At 64.8% G+C, this 16,808-nt stretch carries 13 protein-coding genes; 1 reads left to right on the top strand and 12 read right to left on the bottom strand.

What is annotated here, in order from left to right:
• Positions 1-175: 175 nt before the first annotated feature.
• The 5 genes from AT302_RS07855 to alaS form a co-directional block, all read right to left on the bottom strand.
• Positions 176-1,300: a threonine aldolase family protein gene (locus AT302_RS07855; protein ID WP_237172093.1), complete on the bottom strand. Its 1,125-nt coding sequence runs from the start codon at positions 1,298-1,300 to the stop codon at positions 176-178.
• 63 nt (positions 1,301-1,363) lie between these two features.
• Positions 1,364-1,558: a 4-oxalocrotonate tautomerase gene (locus AT302_RS07850; protein WP_058377952.1), complete on the bottom strand. Its 195-nt coding sequence runs from the start codon at positions 1,556-1,558 to the stop codon at positions 1,364-1,366.
• A 71-nt stretch (positions 1,559-1,629) separates the two neighbouring features.
• The gene (locus AT302_RS07845) at positions 1,630-2,400 is read right to left on the bottom strand and encodes a class II aldolase/adducin family protein (RefSeq protein ID WP_058377951.1); all 771 of its coding nucleotides are present in this window, start codon (positions 2,398-2,400) and stop codon (positions 1,630-1,632) included.
• Positions 2,401-2,447: 47 nt separating this feature from the next.
• On the bottom strand, positions 2,448-3,704 hold the full coding sequence (locus AT302_RS07840; RefSeq protein WP_058377950.1) for a YbfB/YjiJ family MFS transporter: 1,257 nt from the start codon (positions 3,702-3,704) through the stop codon (positions 2,448-2,450).
• A 328-nt stretch (positions 3,705-4,032) separates the two neighbouring features.
• The gene (gene alaS, locus AT302_RS07835) at positions 4,033-6,657 is read right to left on the bottom strand and encodes an alanine--tRNA ligase (RefSeq protein WP_058377949.1); all 2,625 of its coding nucleotides are present in this window, start codon (positions 6,655-6,657) and stop codon (positions 4,033-4,035) included.
• Between the two features lie 244 nt (positions 6,658-6,901).
• On the opposite strand from alaS, the gene AT302_RS07830 reads away from it, so the two are divergent.
• Entirely contained in the window at positions 6,902-8,125 is a 1,224-nt protein-coding gene (locus AT302_RS07830; protein ID WP_058377948.1) for a CaiB/BaiF CoA transferase family protein, read from the top strand.
• A gap of 125 nt (positions 8,126-8,250) precedes the next feature.
• Here the strand turns inward: AT302_RS07830 and AT302_RS07825 are convergent, their stop codons facing one another.
• From AT302_RS07825 to AT302_RS07795, 7 genes are read right to left on the bottom strand one after another with little or no spacing between them, the layout of a single operon-like run.
• Positions 8,251-9,114, bottom strand: a complete 864-nt coding sequence (locus tag AT302_RS07825; RefSeq protein ID WP_058377947.1) for an isocitrate lyase/PEP mutase family protein — start codon at positions 9,112-9,114, stop codon at positions 8,251-8,253.
• On the bottom strand, positions 9,111-10,553 hold the full coding sequence (locus AT302_RS07820; RefSeq protein ID WP_058377946.1) for an FAD-dependent oxidoreductase: 1,443 nt from the start codon (positions 10,551-10,553) through the stop codon (positions 9,111-9,113). Before AT302_RS07820 ends, AT302_RS07825 begins: the two co-directional genes overlap by 4 nt.
• On the bottom strand, positions 10,550-11,167 hold the full coding sequence (locus tag AT302_RS07815) for a cysteine hydrolase family protein (RefSeq protein WP_058377945.1): 618 nt from the start codon (positions 11,165-11,167) through the stop codon (positions 10,550-10,552). Before AT302_RS07815 ends, AT302_RS07820 begins: the two co-directional genes overlap by 4 nt.
• 22 nt (positions 11,168-11,189) lie before the next feature.
• Complete coding sequence (locus AT302_RS07810; protein WP_058377944.1) at positions 11,190-13,259, bottom strand: hydantoinase/oxoprolinase family protein; 2,070 nt, start codon at positions 13,257-13,259, stop codon at positions 11,190-11,192.
• Positions 13,256-14,971, bottom strand: a complete 1,716-nt coding sequence (locus AT302_RS07805; RefSeq protein WP_058377943.1) for a hydantoinase B/oxoprolinase family protein — start codon at positions 14,969-14,971, stop codon at positions 13,256-13,258. The genes AT302_RS07810 and AT302_RS07805 overlap by 4 nt, the downstream gene beginning before the upstream one ends.
• On the bottom strand, positions 14,965-15,513 hold the full coding sequence (locus AT302_RS07800) for a LeuD/DmdB family oxidoreductase small subunit (RefSeq protein WP_058377942.1): 549 nt from the start codon (positions 15,511-15,513) through the stop codon (positions 14,965-14,967). The genes AT302_RS07805 and AT302_RS07800 overlap by 7 nt, the downstream gene beginning before the upstream one ends.
• 22 nt (positions 15,514-15,535) lie before the next feature.
• A complete protein-coding gene (locus AT302_RS07795) occupies positions 15,536-16,807 on the bottom strand; it encodes a 3-isopropylmalate dehydratase large subunit (protein ID WP_058377941.1) in 1,272 nt (423 codons plus the stop codon).
• Position 16,808: the final 1 nt, after the last annotated feature.

The raw sequence follows: 16,808 nt of genomic DNA, 5'->3' as shown, positions 1-16,808 counted from the left end.
TATGACGAATGGCGCGCAAGCAGCGCATTTCCCCACCAAACGTTGCCGCTAGTTCCGGGCCTTTTTTCCATACAAGCTTGTCAGGCAAAAACTGTACGATCGAACAGAATTGGATGAAAACGAGGGATATCTCACGAAAACTGTTCGATCAAATAGTTTTTATTGCCGAACAAACTCACCCTGCCACACTCAGCGCCCGAATATCGGCTGCCAGACGCTCGACCGTCTCCGGACGCGTGTCCCAGGCGCACATGAAGCGGCAACCGCCTGCGCCGATGAACGTGTAGAACTTCCACCCCTTGGCGCGCAGCGCTTCGATCACGTGCAGCGGCAACTCGGCAAAGACTGCATTGGCCTGCGTCTCGAACATGATCGAGACCCCCGGCACGTCGCGAATCCGTTGGGCCAGCAATTGCGCCATCGCATTTGCGTGCCGCGCGTTGCGCAACCAGACATCGTTTTCGAGCATGCCCAGCCACGGCGCGGAAATGAAGCGCATTTTCGACGCGAGCTGTCCGGCCTGCTTCACCCGATACGCGAAATCTTCCGCCAGCGCGCGGTTGAAGAACACCACCGCTTCGCCGACCGGCAACCCGTTCTTCGTCCCCCCAAAGCACAGCACGTCGACCCCGGCGCGCCACGTCACATCGCCCGGATGGCAGCCGAGCGTCGCGACAGCGTTCGCGAACCGCGCACCGTCCATATGCACGCGCAGATTGCGTCGCTTGGCGACCGAGGCAATCGCCTTGACTTCATCGACCGAGTACACCGTGCCGACTTCTGTCGCCTGCGTGAGCGTGACCACCTTGGGCTTCGGAAAGTGAATATCGGAGCGGCGGCTAATCACCGACTCGACGGCATCCGGCGTGAGCTTGCCGTCGTTCTCGCGGCCGCGTGCGGTCAGCAGCTTGGCGCCGTTGGAGAAGAATTCCGGACCACCGCACTCGTCCGTCTCGACGTGTGCCAGTTCATGGCAGATGACCGAGTGATACGACTGCGAGAGCGACGCCAGCGCCAGTGAATTGGCTGCCGTGCCGTTGAAAACGAAGAACACCTCGCAATCGGTATCGAACAGCGTGCGAACACCGTCGCAAACGCGCTGCGTCCACGTGTCGTCGCCGTAGGCCACTTCGTGACCGCTGGCATTGGCTTCGGTGAGATAGTGCAGCGCCTCCGGGCAGATGCCCGCGTAGTTATCCGAGGCGAAGTGTTGCGGCACGTCCTGCGCAGCGTGAGCCGCGGGATGTGCGGCGTTGGTGGAAGGCGTGGAATTCGTGGAATTGGCGGGGTGTTGCGACATGACGACCTCTTCAATGCAACGGGGATCGCCGGTCGACCCCCGACCTTGGGCCTTGCGGCCGGCTTACTCGGGACGCGGGTCCGACCAGAGCGTGCCGCCCGTGGCCCAGTTCTCGCGTTTGGTATCGGTAATGATGATGTCGACCGATTCCGGCGAGCAACCGAGGGTCTCGACCGCTGCTGCGGTCACGGCCTTCACGAATGCGCGCTTTTGATCGACCGTACGGCCTTCGAACAACTCGACGTGAAACGTTGGCATTGCTATCTCTCTCCTGATGTTGTTGTCGTGACTCGTTCAGATCCGATGCGGCTCACTGTGATGCCATGCAATCAGTCTCGAAACGAGCCGTCCATTCTATCGAGTTTGCGCAGCAATGCGGGCCACTCCATCTCGCCCTCGATGGCACCGCCGTCTTCAAGTTGCACGGCCGTCTTGTCCTGCACCGCAGCGCTTGGCAGATAAGGCGGCGCGCCGCCCACGAGCGCCTGCAACTGAATTTCACACGCTTTGATCAAAGTCGCCATCAACACGAAGGCTTCTGCGACCGTACGGCCAACCGTGAGCGTGCCGTGATTGCGCAACAGCATCGCCGGATACGCCCCGAGCGACGCCACCAGACGCTCGCCCTCCGACGGCGAAAACGCCAGACCCTCGTAGTCGTGATAGCCGATCCGCTCGTGAAAACGCAGCGCATGTTGCGAGATCGGCAGCAGGCCGTGCGGCTGAATCGAGACGGCGATGCCTGCCGTGTTGTGCAGATGCATGACGCAAACGGCGTCCGGGCGAGCCGCATGCACCGCGCCGTGCAGCGCAAAGCCCGTGACATTCACGGGATGTTCGCTGTCGCCGACAATCTCGCCGTCCATCGTGATCTTCACGAGATTCGACGCCGTCACTTCATCGAACGCCAGTCCGAACGGATTGATCAGAAAGTGTCCGGGCTCGCCGGGCACCATGGCCGAGATATGGGTATAGATGAGATCGTCCCAGCCGTGCATCGCCACGAGCCGGTAGCACGCTGCGAGGTCGACACGCATGCGCTGCTCGGCGTCGCTCATGCCCGTGGCAGCCTTGCGGCCCGCCTGCAATGTAAAAGCCATGTGAAATGCTCCTGCGCAAAGTGGGAAGCGCCGCTCAAGCGGCGCACTCAGGGAGCGCGTTCAAGCGAGCGCCGCCAGTCCCAGACGAAGCCAACGGCACCGAGCGCGAGCACGGCCGTAGCGCACAACAGCGCCGCCGTGAAGCTGCCGGTCGTCTCGACCAGCGGTGCAGCCACCAGCGGCCCGACGATCTGCCCGATGCCGTAGGATGCCGTCACAAGCCCGATCAGGCCATTGGCATTGTCCCCACGCAGCCGGCGGCACTCACGCACGGTATAGACCGTGATCGCCGTGAACGGCAGGCCGACGAGCACGCTGCCCAACGCGAAGCCCACAACGTTCGGCAAGACGATCCCGATGCCCACGCCCAGCCCCTGCATGACGTAGCAGGCGGCCAGCAACAGGCGGTTGTCCCACGACACAGGCGCACGCGCGCCGATGATCGCGCCGGGAATCACCATCAGGCCGAGCAGCGGGAAAAACAGATCGGGCCACGGCGAACCGGGCAACGCGTGACGCGCAATCACCGGCAGGAACGTCGCCGTAATGATGTAGCCGAACCCGGCGAAGCTATAGAACACGGTAATCGGAATCACGTTCTCGCCGCTGCCGTGATTGACGGCATGCGGCGCTGCATGAGCGGGGGCATCGCCCTCCGGCTTGACTGCGGCGGACGCGGCGGACGCATCGGCCGCATCGGGGACGAACGTGCGCCAGATCACCGCCAGCAACACCAGCGCAAGTACGCCGCACAGCAACCAGCCACCACGCGCCGGCCAGCCGAATGCGCTGTTCAGATTGGCGAGCAAGCCGGTCACGACGATGCCTGCTCCCGGCCCCGCGAAGATCACGCCGCCCAGACTCGGCATGCGCAACTCGCCCAGCTTGCGAAAGCCCCATCCCGCCGAGAACACCATCGCCCATGCGCTCATCACACCGGCCAGTGTGCGCACGATCGCCCACACCATGAACGACTCCAGCAGCCCCATGGCGAGCGTGAGTACGACCGTCGCGGCGAGGGCAAAACGAATCAGGAATGTCGGCGTGAAACGCAGCCACATGCACGAGAGTGCACCGATGAAATAGCCGGCGTAGTTGAGCGATGCCAGCCAACTGCCGTGCTGAATGTCGACGAGATGCTCGTGCAACATGAGCGGCAGCATCGGCGTGAAGGCGAAGCGGCCGATGCCCATCGCGATCGACAACGCGAGCATGCACGACAGCGCAATGCGCCATGCCGCGCGTTCCGGCGACGGTTGATGCGACGAGGCAGGTCGGGCGGAATCGGCGAGTGTGGCTGACATGGCGTTGGCTAACCCGCGAACGGGCGTATCAGGGGCTCGGAAGATGTGCAGTCCGAAACGCGAGAGTCGGTGCACGCAGGCTCAGTCAGCGCTATCCGCTCACGTCGATGCCCACTATCGTGCCGAATACTTTACATGGAAAACATCACCGAATGCGATTGTTCCCCTAAGGCATCAGGGGCAATCGGTGCGCCATCGCGACACCCATGCAAAACGCGCGCCGAAGCGCGCGTTTGCGAAAACATCCTGCCGAGCGAATGACAGCCGGGGTGTGCGTGGCGGCAGCCTAACGGCAAGCGCCGCCGCACGCCTCGATGTCACACCGGCATTACAGCTTGCCGGCCACCCAGCCCTGCACGCCGGCGAGCGCCTGCGGCAGTTGCGACGGGTCGGTACCGCCCGCCTGTGCCATGTCGGGACGGCCGCCGCCCTTGCCGCCCACTTGCTGGGCCACAAAGTTGACCAGTTCGCCCGCCTTGACCTTGCTGGTGGCATCCGCCGTCACACCCGCGATCAGCGTGACCTTGCCGCCTTCGACGGCAGCCAGCACGATGGCTGCGCTCCCCAGCTTGTCCTTGAGCTTGTCCATCGTCTCGCGCAGGGTCTTGGCGTCGGCGCCTTCGAGTTGCGCGGCCAGCACCTTCAGGCCATTGACGTCCACAGCCTGCTCGACCAGTTCGTCACCTTGGTTCGACGCGAGCTTCGACTTGAGTGCTGCCAGTTCCTTCTCGAGCGATTTGACCTGCTCCTGCACCTGCGCGATACGCGGCGTCAGTTCGGCCGGCTGCGTCTTGAGTGCCGCTGCGGCTTCATTCACCTGATCGTCGAGCTTCTGCACGAAGCGCACCGAGTTGTCGCCGGTGATCGCTTCCACGCGACGGATACCGGCGGCAACACCGCCTTCCATCACGATCTTGAACAGGCCGATATCGCCCGTACGCGCCACGTGCGTACCACCGCACAGTTCACGCGACGAACCGATGTCGAGCACGCGCACTTCGTCGCCGTACTTCTCGCCGAACAGGGCCATCGCACCGCCCTTGACCGCGTCGTCGAACGACATCAGCGCAGCCTGCACCGGCGCATTGGCCAGCACTTCCGCATTGACGATGTCTTCCACACGGCGAATGTCGTCGGCGGTCATTGCCGCGTTATGAGCGAAGTCGAAACGCGTCTTGTCGGCGTCGACCAGCGAGCCCTTCTGTTGCACGTGGCCACCAAGCACTTCACGCAAGGCCTTGTGCATCAAGTGAGTCGCCGAGTGGTTGCGCACGGTGCGCGCGCGGCGCACCGCGTCGACTTGCGCCGTCACGGCCTCGCCCACCTTCAACTCGCCCGATTCGAGCTTGCCGTAGTGGCCGAACACGTCTGCCTGAATCTTCTGCGTGTCCGACACACCGAAACGTGCACCGGCCGTGGTGATCAAACCTTGATCGCCCACCTGACCACCCGACTCGGCGTAGAACGGCGTGGTATCGAGCACCACGATGCCCTGCTGACCGGCCTTGAGCGTGGTCACGCTCGTCCCGTCGACATACAGTGCCGTGACCTTCGCGCCTTCGAGGGCGAGGCGGTCATAACCTTGGAAGCGCGTCTTGTCGCCGTCGTATTCCAGCGCCGTGGCCATCTTGAACTTGCCGGCCGCACGGGCCTGCTCGCGCTGGCGCGCCATGGCGGCGTCAAAGGCGGCCTCATCGACCGTGATGCTGCGCTCGCGGCAGACGTCTGCCGTCAGATCGAGCGGGAAACCATACGTGTCGTGCAGCTTGAACGCGAGTTCGCCGTCGAGCGTCGTCACGCCGCGCTTGGCCAGATCGGCCAGCGCACCTTCGAGAATCTCCATGCCGTTCTCGATGGTTTCGCCAAAGCGCTCTTCTTCCTGCTTGAGCACGTCGGTCACGCGCTGCTGCGCCTGCGCCAGTTCCGGATAGGCCACGCCCATCTCGGCGACCAGATCCGGCACCAGCTTGTAGAAGAACGGTTGCTTGCGGCCAAGTTTGTAGCCGTGGCGGATCGCGCGGCGGATGATACGGCGCAGCACGTAGCCGCGGCCTTCATTGCCCGGAATCACGCCGTCGACAATCAGGAACGAGCACGCGCGGATGTGATCGGCGATCACCTTGAGCGAGTTCGCTGCCAGATCGGTCACGCCGGTCTCGCGGCCAGCAGCCTTGATCAGGTGCTGGAACAGATCGATTTCGTAGTTGCTGTGCACGTGTTGCAGCACAGCGGCGATGCGCTCCAGCCCCATGCCGGTGTCAACGCACGGCTTGGGCAGCGGGGTCATGTTGCCCTGCTCGTCGCGGTTGAACTGCATGAACACGAGATTCCAGATCTCGATGTAGCGGTCGCCGTCTTCTTCCGGCGATCCCGGCGGGCCACCCCACACGTCGGCGCCGTGGTCGAAGAAGATTTCCGAGCACGGACCGCACGGGCCGGTGTCGGCCATTTGCCAGAAGTTATCCGACGCGTAGCGCGCGCCCTTGTTGTCGCCGATGCGGATGATGCGCTCGGTCGGCACGCCGACTTCCTTCGCCCAGATGTCGTAGGCTTCGTCGTCTTCCTGATAGACGGTGACCCAGAGCTTGTCCTTGGGGAGCTGGTAGACCGTGGTCAGCAGTTCCCACGCGTACTGGATCGCTTCGCGCTTGAAGTAGTCGCCGAACGAGAAGTTGCCCAACATCTCGAAGAACGTATGGTGACGGGCGGTGTAGCCCACGTTCTCCAGATCGTTGTGCTTGCCGCCGGCGCGCACGCTGCGCTGTGCCGTGGTCGCTCGCTTGTAGGGGCGCGTCTCAAGCCCGAGGAAGACGTCCTTGAACTGCACCATGCCGGAGTTCGTGAACAGCAGCGTGGGGTCATTGGACGGCACGAGGCTCGACGAGCGCACGATCGTGTGGCCCTTCGACTCGAAGAAGTTAAGAAATTTTTCCCGAATGTCTGCGACTTTCATAGCGTGCTTGAGAGCGTGGGGGCCGGGCTGGCTGCGCCTGGCGGGATATTTTGCAAACTTTTGATTATACGGGAAATCGGCACCCACACAGCGTCGGCGCGCCAACCGCAGTGCGAAACGGCGCTGGTCAGACGCCGAGACTCCGCCATAGACTCTTCGCCACAAGTTCCGCATTGCAAAACAATGTTTCGCACATGACGTGCCACGCCGTCACCGTGCGAAGCGATCAAGGAGAGAGATAACGATGGGCGCGCTGAGTCATATCCGGGTGCTGGACCTTTCACGTGTGCTGGCCGGTCCGTGGGCCACGCAGAATCTGGCCGATCTGGGCGCGGACGTGATCAAGGTCGAGCGTCCCGGCGTGGGCGACGACACACGCAGCTGGGGGCCGCCCTACCAGCGCGATGCCGAAGGCAACGATACCGCCGAAGCCGCCTACTACCTCGCGGCAAACCGCAACAAGCGCTCGCTCACGCTGGATATCTCGCGCCCCGAGGGGCAGGCCATCGTCCGTGCGCTCGCCGCGCAAAGCGATGTCGTCGTCGAGAACTACAAAGTGGGCCAGCTCGCGAAGTACGGTCTGGACTACGCCTCGCTCAAAGCGGTCAAACCCGATCTCGTCTACTGCTCAGTCACGGGCTTCGGCCAGAACGGCCCGCACGCGTCACGCGCCGGTTACGACTTCATCATTCAGGGGATTGGCGGCTTCATGAGCATCACGGGCGAGCGTGACGGCTTGCCCGGCGGTGGCCCGCAAAAGGCTGGCGTGGCGATTGCCGACCTGATGACCGGCATGTACGCGAGTCTGGCGATCATGGCCGCCCTCACCCATCGCGACCGCACCGGCGTAGGCCAGTACATCGACATGGCGCTGCTCGACACGCAGGTTGCCATGCTCGCCAACATGAACACCAACTACCTCGCCAGTGAAAAGGCGCCCGTGCGCTGGGGCAACGCGCATCCGAACATCGTGCCATATCAGACGTTCCAGACGGGTGACGACGGCTGGATCATCGTCGCCGTGGGCAACGACGGTCAGTTCCGCAGGTTCGTGGAAGCCGGTGAAGAAACCGCGCTCGCCGACGACGTGCGCTTTGCCACCAATCCGGCGCGTGTTCGCCATCGTGAAGTGCTGGTGCCGATCCTCGTCGAGATGGTGCGCAAGTTCGGCAAGGACGTCTGGATCAACAAGCTCGAAGCCGCAGGCGTGCCGTGCGGCCCGATCAACACGCTGCCGGAAGTGTTTGCCCACCCGCAGGTGGTCGCACGGGAAATGGCCATCGAATTGCCGCATCCGTCAGGCGGCGTCGCGCGCCTCGTGGCCAGCCCGATGAAGATGAGCGAAACCCCGCCGGTCGCACGCACGGCACCGCCCACGCTCGGCCAGCACAGCGACGATATCCTGCGCGAACGTCTGGGGTTCGACGACGCGAAGATCACGGCGCTGCGCGAGACCGGCATCGTCTGAAGCAAAAAAGGCCCGTCGCGAAGTCATCCGCGACGGGCCCATCTACCGGCGCGACCCACGTCACGCGCCGATGCTTTCGGCGCCGCACCCGCCTCGTTTCCGCGCGGGTGCCGCACGCATCTTGCTTACTCGTACTGCTTCCCCTGCGCCAACAATTCCGGCGTACCGATCACCGCATTCAGTCCGTCGAAATCGAGCATGCGTTCGCGCCATGCGGCCGTCGTGCCTTGTGTGTGCAGATTGGCGTAGTAACCCTGCAACGTGTGGGCCACGGCACGCGCCGTGCCGCCCGGGAAGATGACGATACGAAAACCGATATCGGCCAGCGCCTGCACACTTTGCACCGGCGTTTTACCGCCCTCCACCATGTTGGCGAGCAACGGCACACGCCCTGCAAAGCGCTCGCACGCCGCCACCATCTGTTCCGTCGTGCGCAGCGCCTCGATGAACAACGCATCCGCACCGGCTTCCAGATACTGTTCGGCGCGATCGAGCGCGGCATCCAGACCTTCGACCGCTACCGCATCGGTACGCGCCAGAATGAGCGTACGGGCATCGTGACGTGCATCAACGGCAGCGCGTACCTTGCCCGTCATTTCCTGCACACTCACGACGCCCTTGCCGTCGAGATGCCCGCAACGTTTCGGGAACGTCTGGTCTTCCAGTTGAATCATCGCCGCGCCAGCGCGCTCAAACCCGCGCACGGTGCGCTTGACGTTGAGCGCATTGCCGAAGCCGGTATCGGCGTCGACGATCACCGGCACCGACACACGCTCCGCGATTCGCGCGAGGGTGTCTTCCACCTCCGGATAGGTCGTCAGACCAATGTCCGACCGGCCGAGCCGGGTATAGGCGATCGAAGCGCCCGAGAGATAAAGCGCTTCGAAGCCCGCCTGTTCGGCGATCAGTGCCGACAAAGCGTCGTAGACACCCGGCGCGAGCAGCACGCCGTCGCCGAGCCGGTGTTTGAGAGATGACGACAACGTCATTCGGAAATCTCCTGTGAATGGGTGGCGAGTGCCGCAGCAGAAACACCCCGCAACGCATCGATGGCGGTCTTCGCCGCAAGGTAGCCGCCCGCGACGGCCGAGAGCAGTCCATTACCTGACAAGTAGCCCCACACGGCATTGCCCGACACGCCGCGCGCAGCCCCACCGGCGGCGAGCAAGTTCGGGAACGGCCTGCCGTCCGGATACAACACGCGGCAATGCGCGTCGATATCGAGCCCGCCCTGCGTGTGAAACAAGGCACCGGTGACCTTAACGGCGTAATACGGCGCGCTAAGTGTGCGGACAAACCGTCGCCCGTCGTCTGCCGTGACCCCGGGGGCAATCCCTGCCAATGTCGTGCGCAGCGTCTGCGCATCGCACCCGATGACAGTCGCGAGCGCATCGATATCGCCACAGGTCTTGAGCGCCCCCGCCGCCTCGGCCTCTTGAAAATCGGGAAACGTGCGTGCCAGCGCGAGCGTCTGCGCGTCGAACACATTCCACGCCACACCGTCGGGCTGCGCCAGCACGTTCACCGCCGCTTCGGAATAGCCGTGCGTCTCGTCGTGAAAGCGCTCGCCGTTGCGATTGATTTGCACGCCGCCGTCCATGATGACGGCCCACGAAATCAACACGCCGTGCGGCGTTGCCCACGAGCCGTGGCCCTGATAGCCACCGAGGTCGGCCTGTGCCGCCCCCAGCGCTTGCCCCCAAAGCAGCGCGCTACCGTCGTTGCCTTCGTGACCGCCGTAGACCGCCTGCGCCATCTCGGGCAGCCACTCGCCCCTGAGCACCGCATTCCCACCGAAGCCGTTGCAGGCAAGCAGCAGCATGTCGCAGCCCAGATACTCCATCGCACCGTCGGGCCGCACGCCACCCACGGCGCTAATGCGGTCGTCGTCATCGGTCCAGAGTTCGCGCACGACGGTTCGCGTGAGCAGCGGCGCATCCGTCGCCTGCACGGCGCGCTCAAGCGCTGCCATCAGCGCCGCCCCCGTGCGCTCCGGCAGGCTGTGCATACGACGCACGCTGTGCCCGGGATACAGAAACCCATCGAGAATTTCGAACGCCAAACCGTGGCGCGCCAACGTATCCATGGCCGGGCCGGAAGCCCGCGCATACGCCTCGACCAGATGGGCGGCCGCCTTGCCCTCGGTCTTGCGCAAGATGTCGTGTGCGAACTGCGCCGGGCTATCGTCGATACCTGCCGCCTGCTGCACCTCGCTGCCAGCCGCTGGGATGAAACCCGACGACAGCGCCGTCGATCCACTCGGCACCGCGTCGCGCTCCAGCAGCACACAGTCGATGCCTGCGTCCTGCAAGACCAGTGCGGCGGTCAGCCCGCAAGCCCCCGCGCCCACGATCACCACGCTCAGTTGCGGCAAATCGTCGACGGGCGGACGCCCCTTGCGAATCACCGGTGCAAGCGGCGCGCTCATGCGGCGATCCGGCCGGTGAAGGCCTCACAAGTCACAACGTCTCCGACCGAGCGTAGATCAGCCAGCGCCGCGTCATGGGCGGCCGGCGTCGGCGCAGCGCAGCCGTCCGAGAGCACCAGCACACGGTAGTCGCGCATGTGGGCATCGCGTGCAGTGCTGGCCACGCCGCCATTGGTCACAATGCCGCACACGGCCACCGTTTCGATGCCCGCGCGTCGCAACACCCAGTCGAGTTGCGTGTTGAAGAACGCCGAATACGCGACCTTCCACACCGAGACATCCACGTGTTCAGCAAGCGACGCCACCGTCGCGTGCCCTGCCGATCCGGCCACAAAATCGCCACGTCGCAGAAACGGCCGCAACTGTTTGAGATGGGGCGAAATCATCGGCTCACCCTGCGCATCCGGCCAGAGCGTGAACTGGCTCGCGGCGACAAAACCGCCCGCCGCTTTGAGCGAGTGAGCGATCGGCGCAATACGCGCCGGCAGCGCCTGAGCTTGCGGCGTCGCCGCGCCCCCGCGGTCGTAGGCCCCGCCGGGGGTAATGAAGTCGTTCTGCAAATCCACGATGACGAGCGCCGTGCGCGCCGCATCGAGCACGTTGTTCTGGCTCATGACATGACTCCCGGGTGGCCGCTCACGCGTTGCGCGTGATGAGGAGGTTGCCCAGCGCGTCCACGCGCCCGGAGAACCCCGGTTCGAGCCAGATCGTCGTATCCGACTGCTCGAGAATCGCCGGGCCGGCCACGCTTGCGCCGACCGGCAGATCGAGGCGAGCAAACCGCACAGCGTCCCACCACTGCCCTGCGTGATACACCCGCTGCGTGCCGAGCGATGACGGCATCTCGATGGCTTGCGGCGCGAGCACACCGAGATCGAACTTCGGACGCACGCCGATGCGCGCATATCGCAGATTCATGATGCGCACGGCAATCCCGTCGAGCGCGCGGCCGAAGGCTTCGCGATACGCCGTCTCGAATGCCAGCGCGATACCTTCGCGGTGCAGCGCCTCACGCGCCACCGGCACACGCACCGTGTGGCTTTGGCCCACGTAGAGCATGTCGAGTTCGATGACTTCCTTGACCGCATCGAAACGCACCCCCGCCGAGTCGAGACGTTGCTGACACGCGATCTGCAATGCCTCGATGCGGGCGACGAGATCGTCGGTGTCGAGCACCGCGAGCGGCTTGTTGAGCGTCTGCACGCTGTCGTGGCGCATGTCGGCGATCACACACCCCAGTGCCGAGGTCACACCCGGATAGCGCGGCACGATGCCGGTGGTCGTCCCGACTTCGCGCATCATCGCGCACACGTGCAGCGCTCCGCCGCCGCCGAACGGCATATAGGCGAACTGACGCGGATCGTGACCGCGCTCGATGGACACCAGACGGATCGCCCCGGCCATCTTGGCGTTGGCCACCGTGAGAATGGCCTCGGCGGCGGCGTAGACATCAAGCCCGAGCGGCTCGGCCACGTGCTTGCCGATAGCCTGCGCCGAGAGATCGCTGTCGAGCTTGCCGAGCAGACCGCCACCCAGCGGGCGGTCGGCGGCAATACGTCCGAGCAGGACATTCGCGTCGGTGACCGTCGGGCGAAGATTGCCGTGCCCGTAACAGGCCGGCCCCGGGATACTGCCCGCCGATTCCGGCCCCACCTGAAGCAGGCCACCGGCATCGACCGAGGCAATCGACCCGCCGCCAGCCCCAATCGTTTCGATCTGAATCATGGGCGAGCGTACGACCATGCCGAATTCGATGGACGTCTGCGCCGAGAGCGACGCCTCGCCGCCCGCTACCAGCGACACGTCGAAAGACGTACCGCCCATGTCGCCCGTCACCGCATTCGGGAAGCCTGCCGCGCGCGCAATGGCCGCACAGGCAATCACGCCCGCCGCCGGCCCGGAAAGCGCCGTGCGCACCGGCACATCGCTAGCCGTCTCGCGCGACATGATTCCGCCGTTGCTCTGCACGACCAGCAACTCGCCATCGAAGCCCTGCGCTTTCAAATCGCGTGCCAGACGCGTCAGATAGCCGCCGACCACCGGTTGCAGCGACGCGTTGAGGGTTGCCGTCGAGCAGCGTTCGAATTCTCGGATTTCCGGCAGCACTTCTGTCGCTGCCGTCACATTGCTATTGGGCCAAAGTGCGCGCACCGCCGCCACCGCGCGTTGCTCGTTGACCGGATTCGCGTATGCATTGACGAAGAACACGCACACGGCCTCGCAACCGGCTTCGAGCAACGCGCGCGCGGCCGCTTCCACCTGTGCAATATCGACATCGGTGTGCACCGTGCCATCGGCCAACACGCGTTCATCGACTTCCAGACGAAGATCGCGCGGCACGATGGGCGTGAAATTGCCGCGCAGCCCCCACGTAGCCGGCCGGTCGCGGCGGCGCATTTCCAGCACGTCGCGAAAGCCCGTCGTCGTGATGATGCCGGTGCGCGCCACCTTGCGCTCCAGCAGCGCGTTGGTGCCCACTGTCGTGCCGTGCACGATGGTGGCAATCGCTGCAGCGCCACCCCGCCCGGCAGATTCGACACGCTCGATACCGTTCATGAAGCCGCGCGCCTCTTCGCCACGCGTCGACGGCACCTTCACGATGCGCGCCACGCCGGCCGCTTCGTCGAGCACGAACAGATCGGTAAACGTCCCGCCGACGTCGACACCGACGACCAGCGAGGGGTTCGGGTTGGCTGCTGCGCTCATGCCTGTTGCTCCTTCGTTGCTTTGCCAGTGGTAGCGTCTGCGCCCTCACCTGCTCTTGTCACCGCGTTTGTCACATACCCCATCGCCCGGTCATGCGCTCGTGCGCCCGCATCGCGCCGCGCCGGGTCGCCGTACCCGCCACCGCCCGGCGTCTCAAGACGCACACGCTCTCCGCGCGCGAGCTTGATGCCGAGCATCTTCGAGGCCATCGGCGGCGTATGCCACTCGCCTTCGTTCTGATACTGAAAGACGTTAGGCACCGACGCCTCACCCCCTGCGATGCCCTGCGGTGCCGAGCGTCCACGCTCGCCGAAAACGAACGCTTCGGCACTGTCTTCCAGCAGTTCGATTTCGTAGATGGCCCCGAGCCCGCCGCGATGCTCACCGTCACCGGCCGAGTCCGGACGCAATGCCCACTGGGTGAACCGCACCGGATACGCGGCTTCCAGAATCTCGACCGGTGGAATCGTGGCCGTCGAAATCGGCGCGTTGCCATGCGAGAGGCCATCGCCATCGCTATGCCCGCCGTGGCCGCCGCCGAAGAAGCTGAACATCACCCAGCGCTGGCCTTTGCGCTCGGCGTCCGTGCGATGGCCCGCAATCGACAGCGCGTTGATCGTGCCGTAGGCCTGCGCCATCGCCCGCTCGGGGGCGGCTTGCGCCATCGCGCAAAAGATCACGTCGATCATGCGCAGAATGGTTTCGGTGTAACCGCCGACCGGACGTGGCCGCTGGGCCGAAATCAGCAGTCCTTCCGGCAGTTCGAACTTCACGGCATCGAGCACGCCCGCATTGGCCGGTACGTCAGGGAACAGATGTTTGAGCGCGACGTAACACGCCGCGATGGCCGTGGCGCGCGAGATATTCACGGGCCCCATGCAGGCCGGCGACGTGCCGGTGAAGTCCAGCGTCAGCGTGTCGCCCGCCACACGCATGCACAGCGCGATGGTCAGCGGCTCGTCGCGTACGCCGTCGTTGTCGAGCGTGTCGTGATAGGTATATTCGCCGTCGGGCAGCGCAGCGACATGCGCGCGCATGAGTTTCACGGCGCGCTCGCGCAGTTGCACCAGCGCGTCTTGCACCGTGCCGTCGCCGTACTCGTCGAGCAGGTTGTCCAGCCGCCGTGCGCCCAGTTCCAGCGCCGCCAGTTGCCCGTTCAAATCGCCCCAGAGACTATCGGGCAAGCGGGTATTCGCCTTGAGAATCGCGAGCACGTCGGCGTCGAGTTCGCCGCGCCGCAGGATACGCACCGGCGGAATCTGTACCGCCTCCTGCCAGCACTCGGTCGCCGCCGGGTTGTAGTTGCCCGGCACCGCGCCGCCCACGTCGTGCCAATGGGCAGCGGACGCGAGGAAGCAATACAACGTGCCATTGCGAAACACGGGGCGCACGAGCTTGAAGTCGTTTGCGTGTGTGCCGCCTTCATAGGGGTCGTTGAAGAGCCACACGTCGCCTTCGACCATGCCGCCGCGCTCGGCCGCAGCGCGCGCCGCCGCCTGCACGGCAAAGGCCATCGCACCGACGAAAACCGGCAGGCCCGACTTGCCTTGCACGAGCGTCGCGCCGGTCGCCGCGTCGTAGATGCCGTGGCAAGCGTCGTGCGCCTCGGCAATGATCGGGTTGAAGGCACTGCGGTAGAGCGTCGCGTCCATTTCGTCGGCGATCTGCTCCAGCCGGCCCTTGAGGACCGCCAGGGTGACGGGATCTAGCATGAAGAAGCTCCGTTAGGTGTCGCGTGAGATGTCGAACTGCGCCGCTTGAGCAGATTGAGCAGACCGCCCGCCTCGACCATGTCGAGCAGGAAGCCGGGCACGTTCTCGCAGGCGAGACGGCTGCCGTCGGCGCGTTCGATAAAACCGACGCGCGGTGCCAGCCGCAGGGTCTCGCCCTCGGCAATGCACTGCGCGTCGGCGCAGGTCAGCAGCAACAGCCCCACATTGAAGGCGTTGCGGAAATAGAGTCCGTTGAACGACGGCGCGATCACGGCGCGCACACCCAGATGCACAAGCGCGGCAGCGGCCTGTTCGCGGGAAGAGCCGATACCGAAGTTCGGACCGGCCACCAACACGTCGCCCGGCCTGACTTGCGCGGCAAATTCGGGGCGCACGCGGTGCAGGCAATGGCGAGCGATCTCGTCGATGCCGAATTTCATGTAGGCACCCGGTGCGAGCGCGTCGGTATCGATGTCGGCACCCACCACCCAGGTGCGGTGGACGGGCGCAAGTGCGTCGGGAGAAGACGTTGGCAATGTCATGAGTGGCGTTGAAAGAACTGGGTCAGGCGAGCACGTCGCGGGGATCGGCAATGCGGCCCGTGAGCGCCGCAGCGGCCACCGTATAGGGCGAACCGAGATAGACCTGCGCGGTCTCTGCGCCCATGCGGCCCTTGAAGTTGCGCGCCGTGCTCGACATCACCGTCGCGCCTTCGGGAATCGAGCCGCCATAGCCTGCGCAGGCACCGCAGGTATTGGCCAGCACTTGGGCCCCAGCGGCCACCAGCACGTCCATCACCCCCTCGCGCGCGGCCTGCGCCTGATCACGCGCGGACGCTGGTGCGACGACGAAGCGCATACCTTCGGCCACGCGACGCCCCTTGAGCACGCGGGCGGCGGCCCGCAAATCCTCCAGCTTCGCGCCAGTGCATGCGCCCAGATAGGTCACGTCCACGGAGATATCGGCAAAGGCATCGATCGCACGCGTGTTGGCCGGACTGTGAGGTGCGGCAACTTGCGGGGCCAGCGTATTGGCATCGAACGCGTGCACTTCGGCCACCGCATCCGCATCGCTTTGCCAGCGCGTCACATCGGTGGCATCGATCCCATCGGTAACACCGACCGAGCGCAGATACTCGACGGTCGTCGCATCGGGCGCGACCAGCCCCACCTGCGAGCCCAGTTCGGCACTCATATTGGAGAGCGTCATGCGCTCCTGCATCGACAGCGCGCGCACCGCCTCGCCGCAGAACTCGATCGCCTGATAGCGTCCGCCGTTCATGCCGAAACGCCCGATCATGTGCAGCATCATGTCTTTCGCCGTCACGCCATCGGCCAAGCGGCCGTCCCAGCGCATCTGGATCGTCGTGGGCACCTTCACCCAGATTTCGCCAGACACCGCCACGCCGAGCATCTCCGTGCTGCCGATACCGAACATGTAAGCACCGAACGCGCCGCCGGTCGGCGAGTGCGAATCGCCGCCCACGCAGAACATGCCGGGGCGAAGGTGTCCGTGCTCAGGCACGACCACGTGACAGATACCGACCGAGTCGTAGACATTGGGCAACGCCTGTGCCTGCGCCCAGTCGCGGGCGATGCGCACGATACGGCGCGACTCGTCGTCCGATTCCGGCACGTAGTGGTCGATCACCAGCACGACCTTCGACTTGTCCCACAATTGCGCGCCGAGTGATTCGAGCATCGGTTGCAGACGGCGCGGGCCGCTGGAGTCATGAAACATCGCGAGATCGACCCGGCAGGTCACGATCTCGCCCACCGCTACTTCGGCGCGCCCGCAGGCGGCGGCCAGCAGCTTTTGCGTCAGAGTTTGAGCCACG

It is taken from the genome of Pandoraea norimbergensis (genome assembly GCF_001465545.3).
GTDB classification, from domain to species: Bacteria; Pseudomonadota; Gammaproteobacteria; order Burkholderiales; family Burkholderiaceae; genus Pandoraea; species Pandoraea norimbergensis.
Note: the sequence above shows the minus strand (reverse complement) of the source record. Positions and strands in the feature narration are given on the sequence as shown.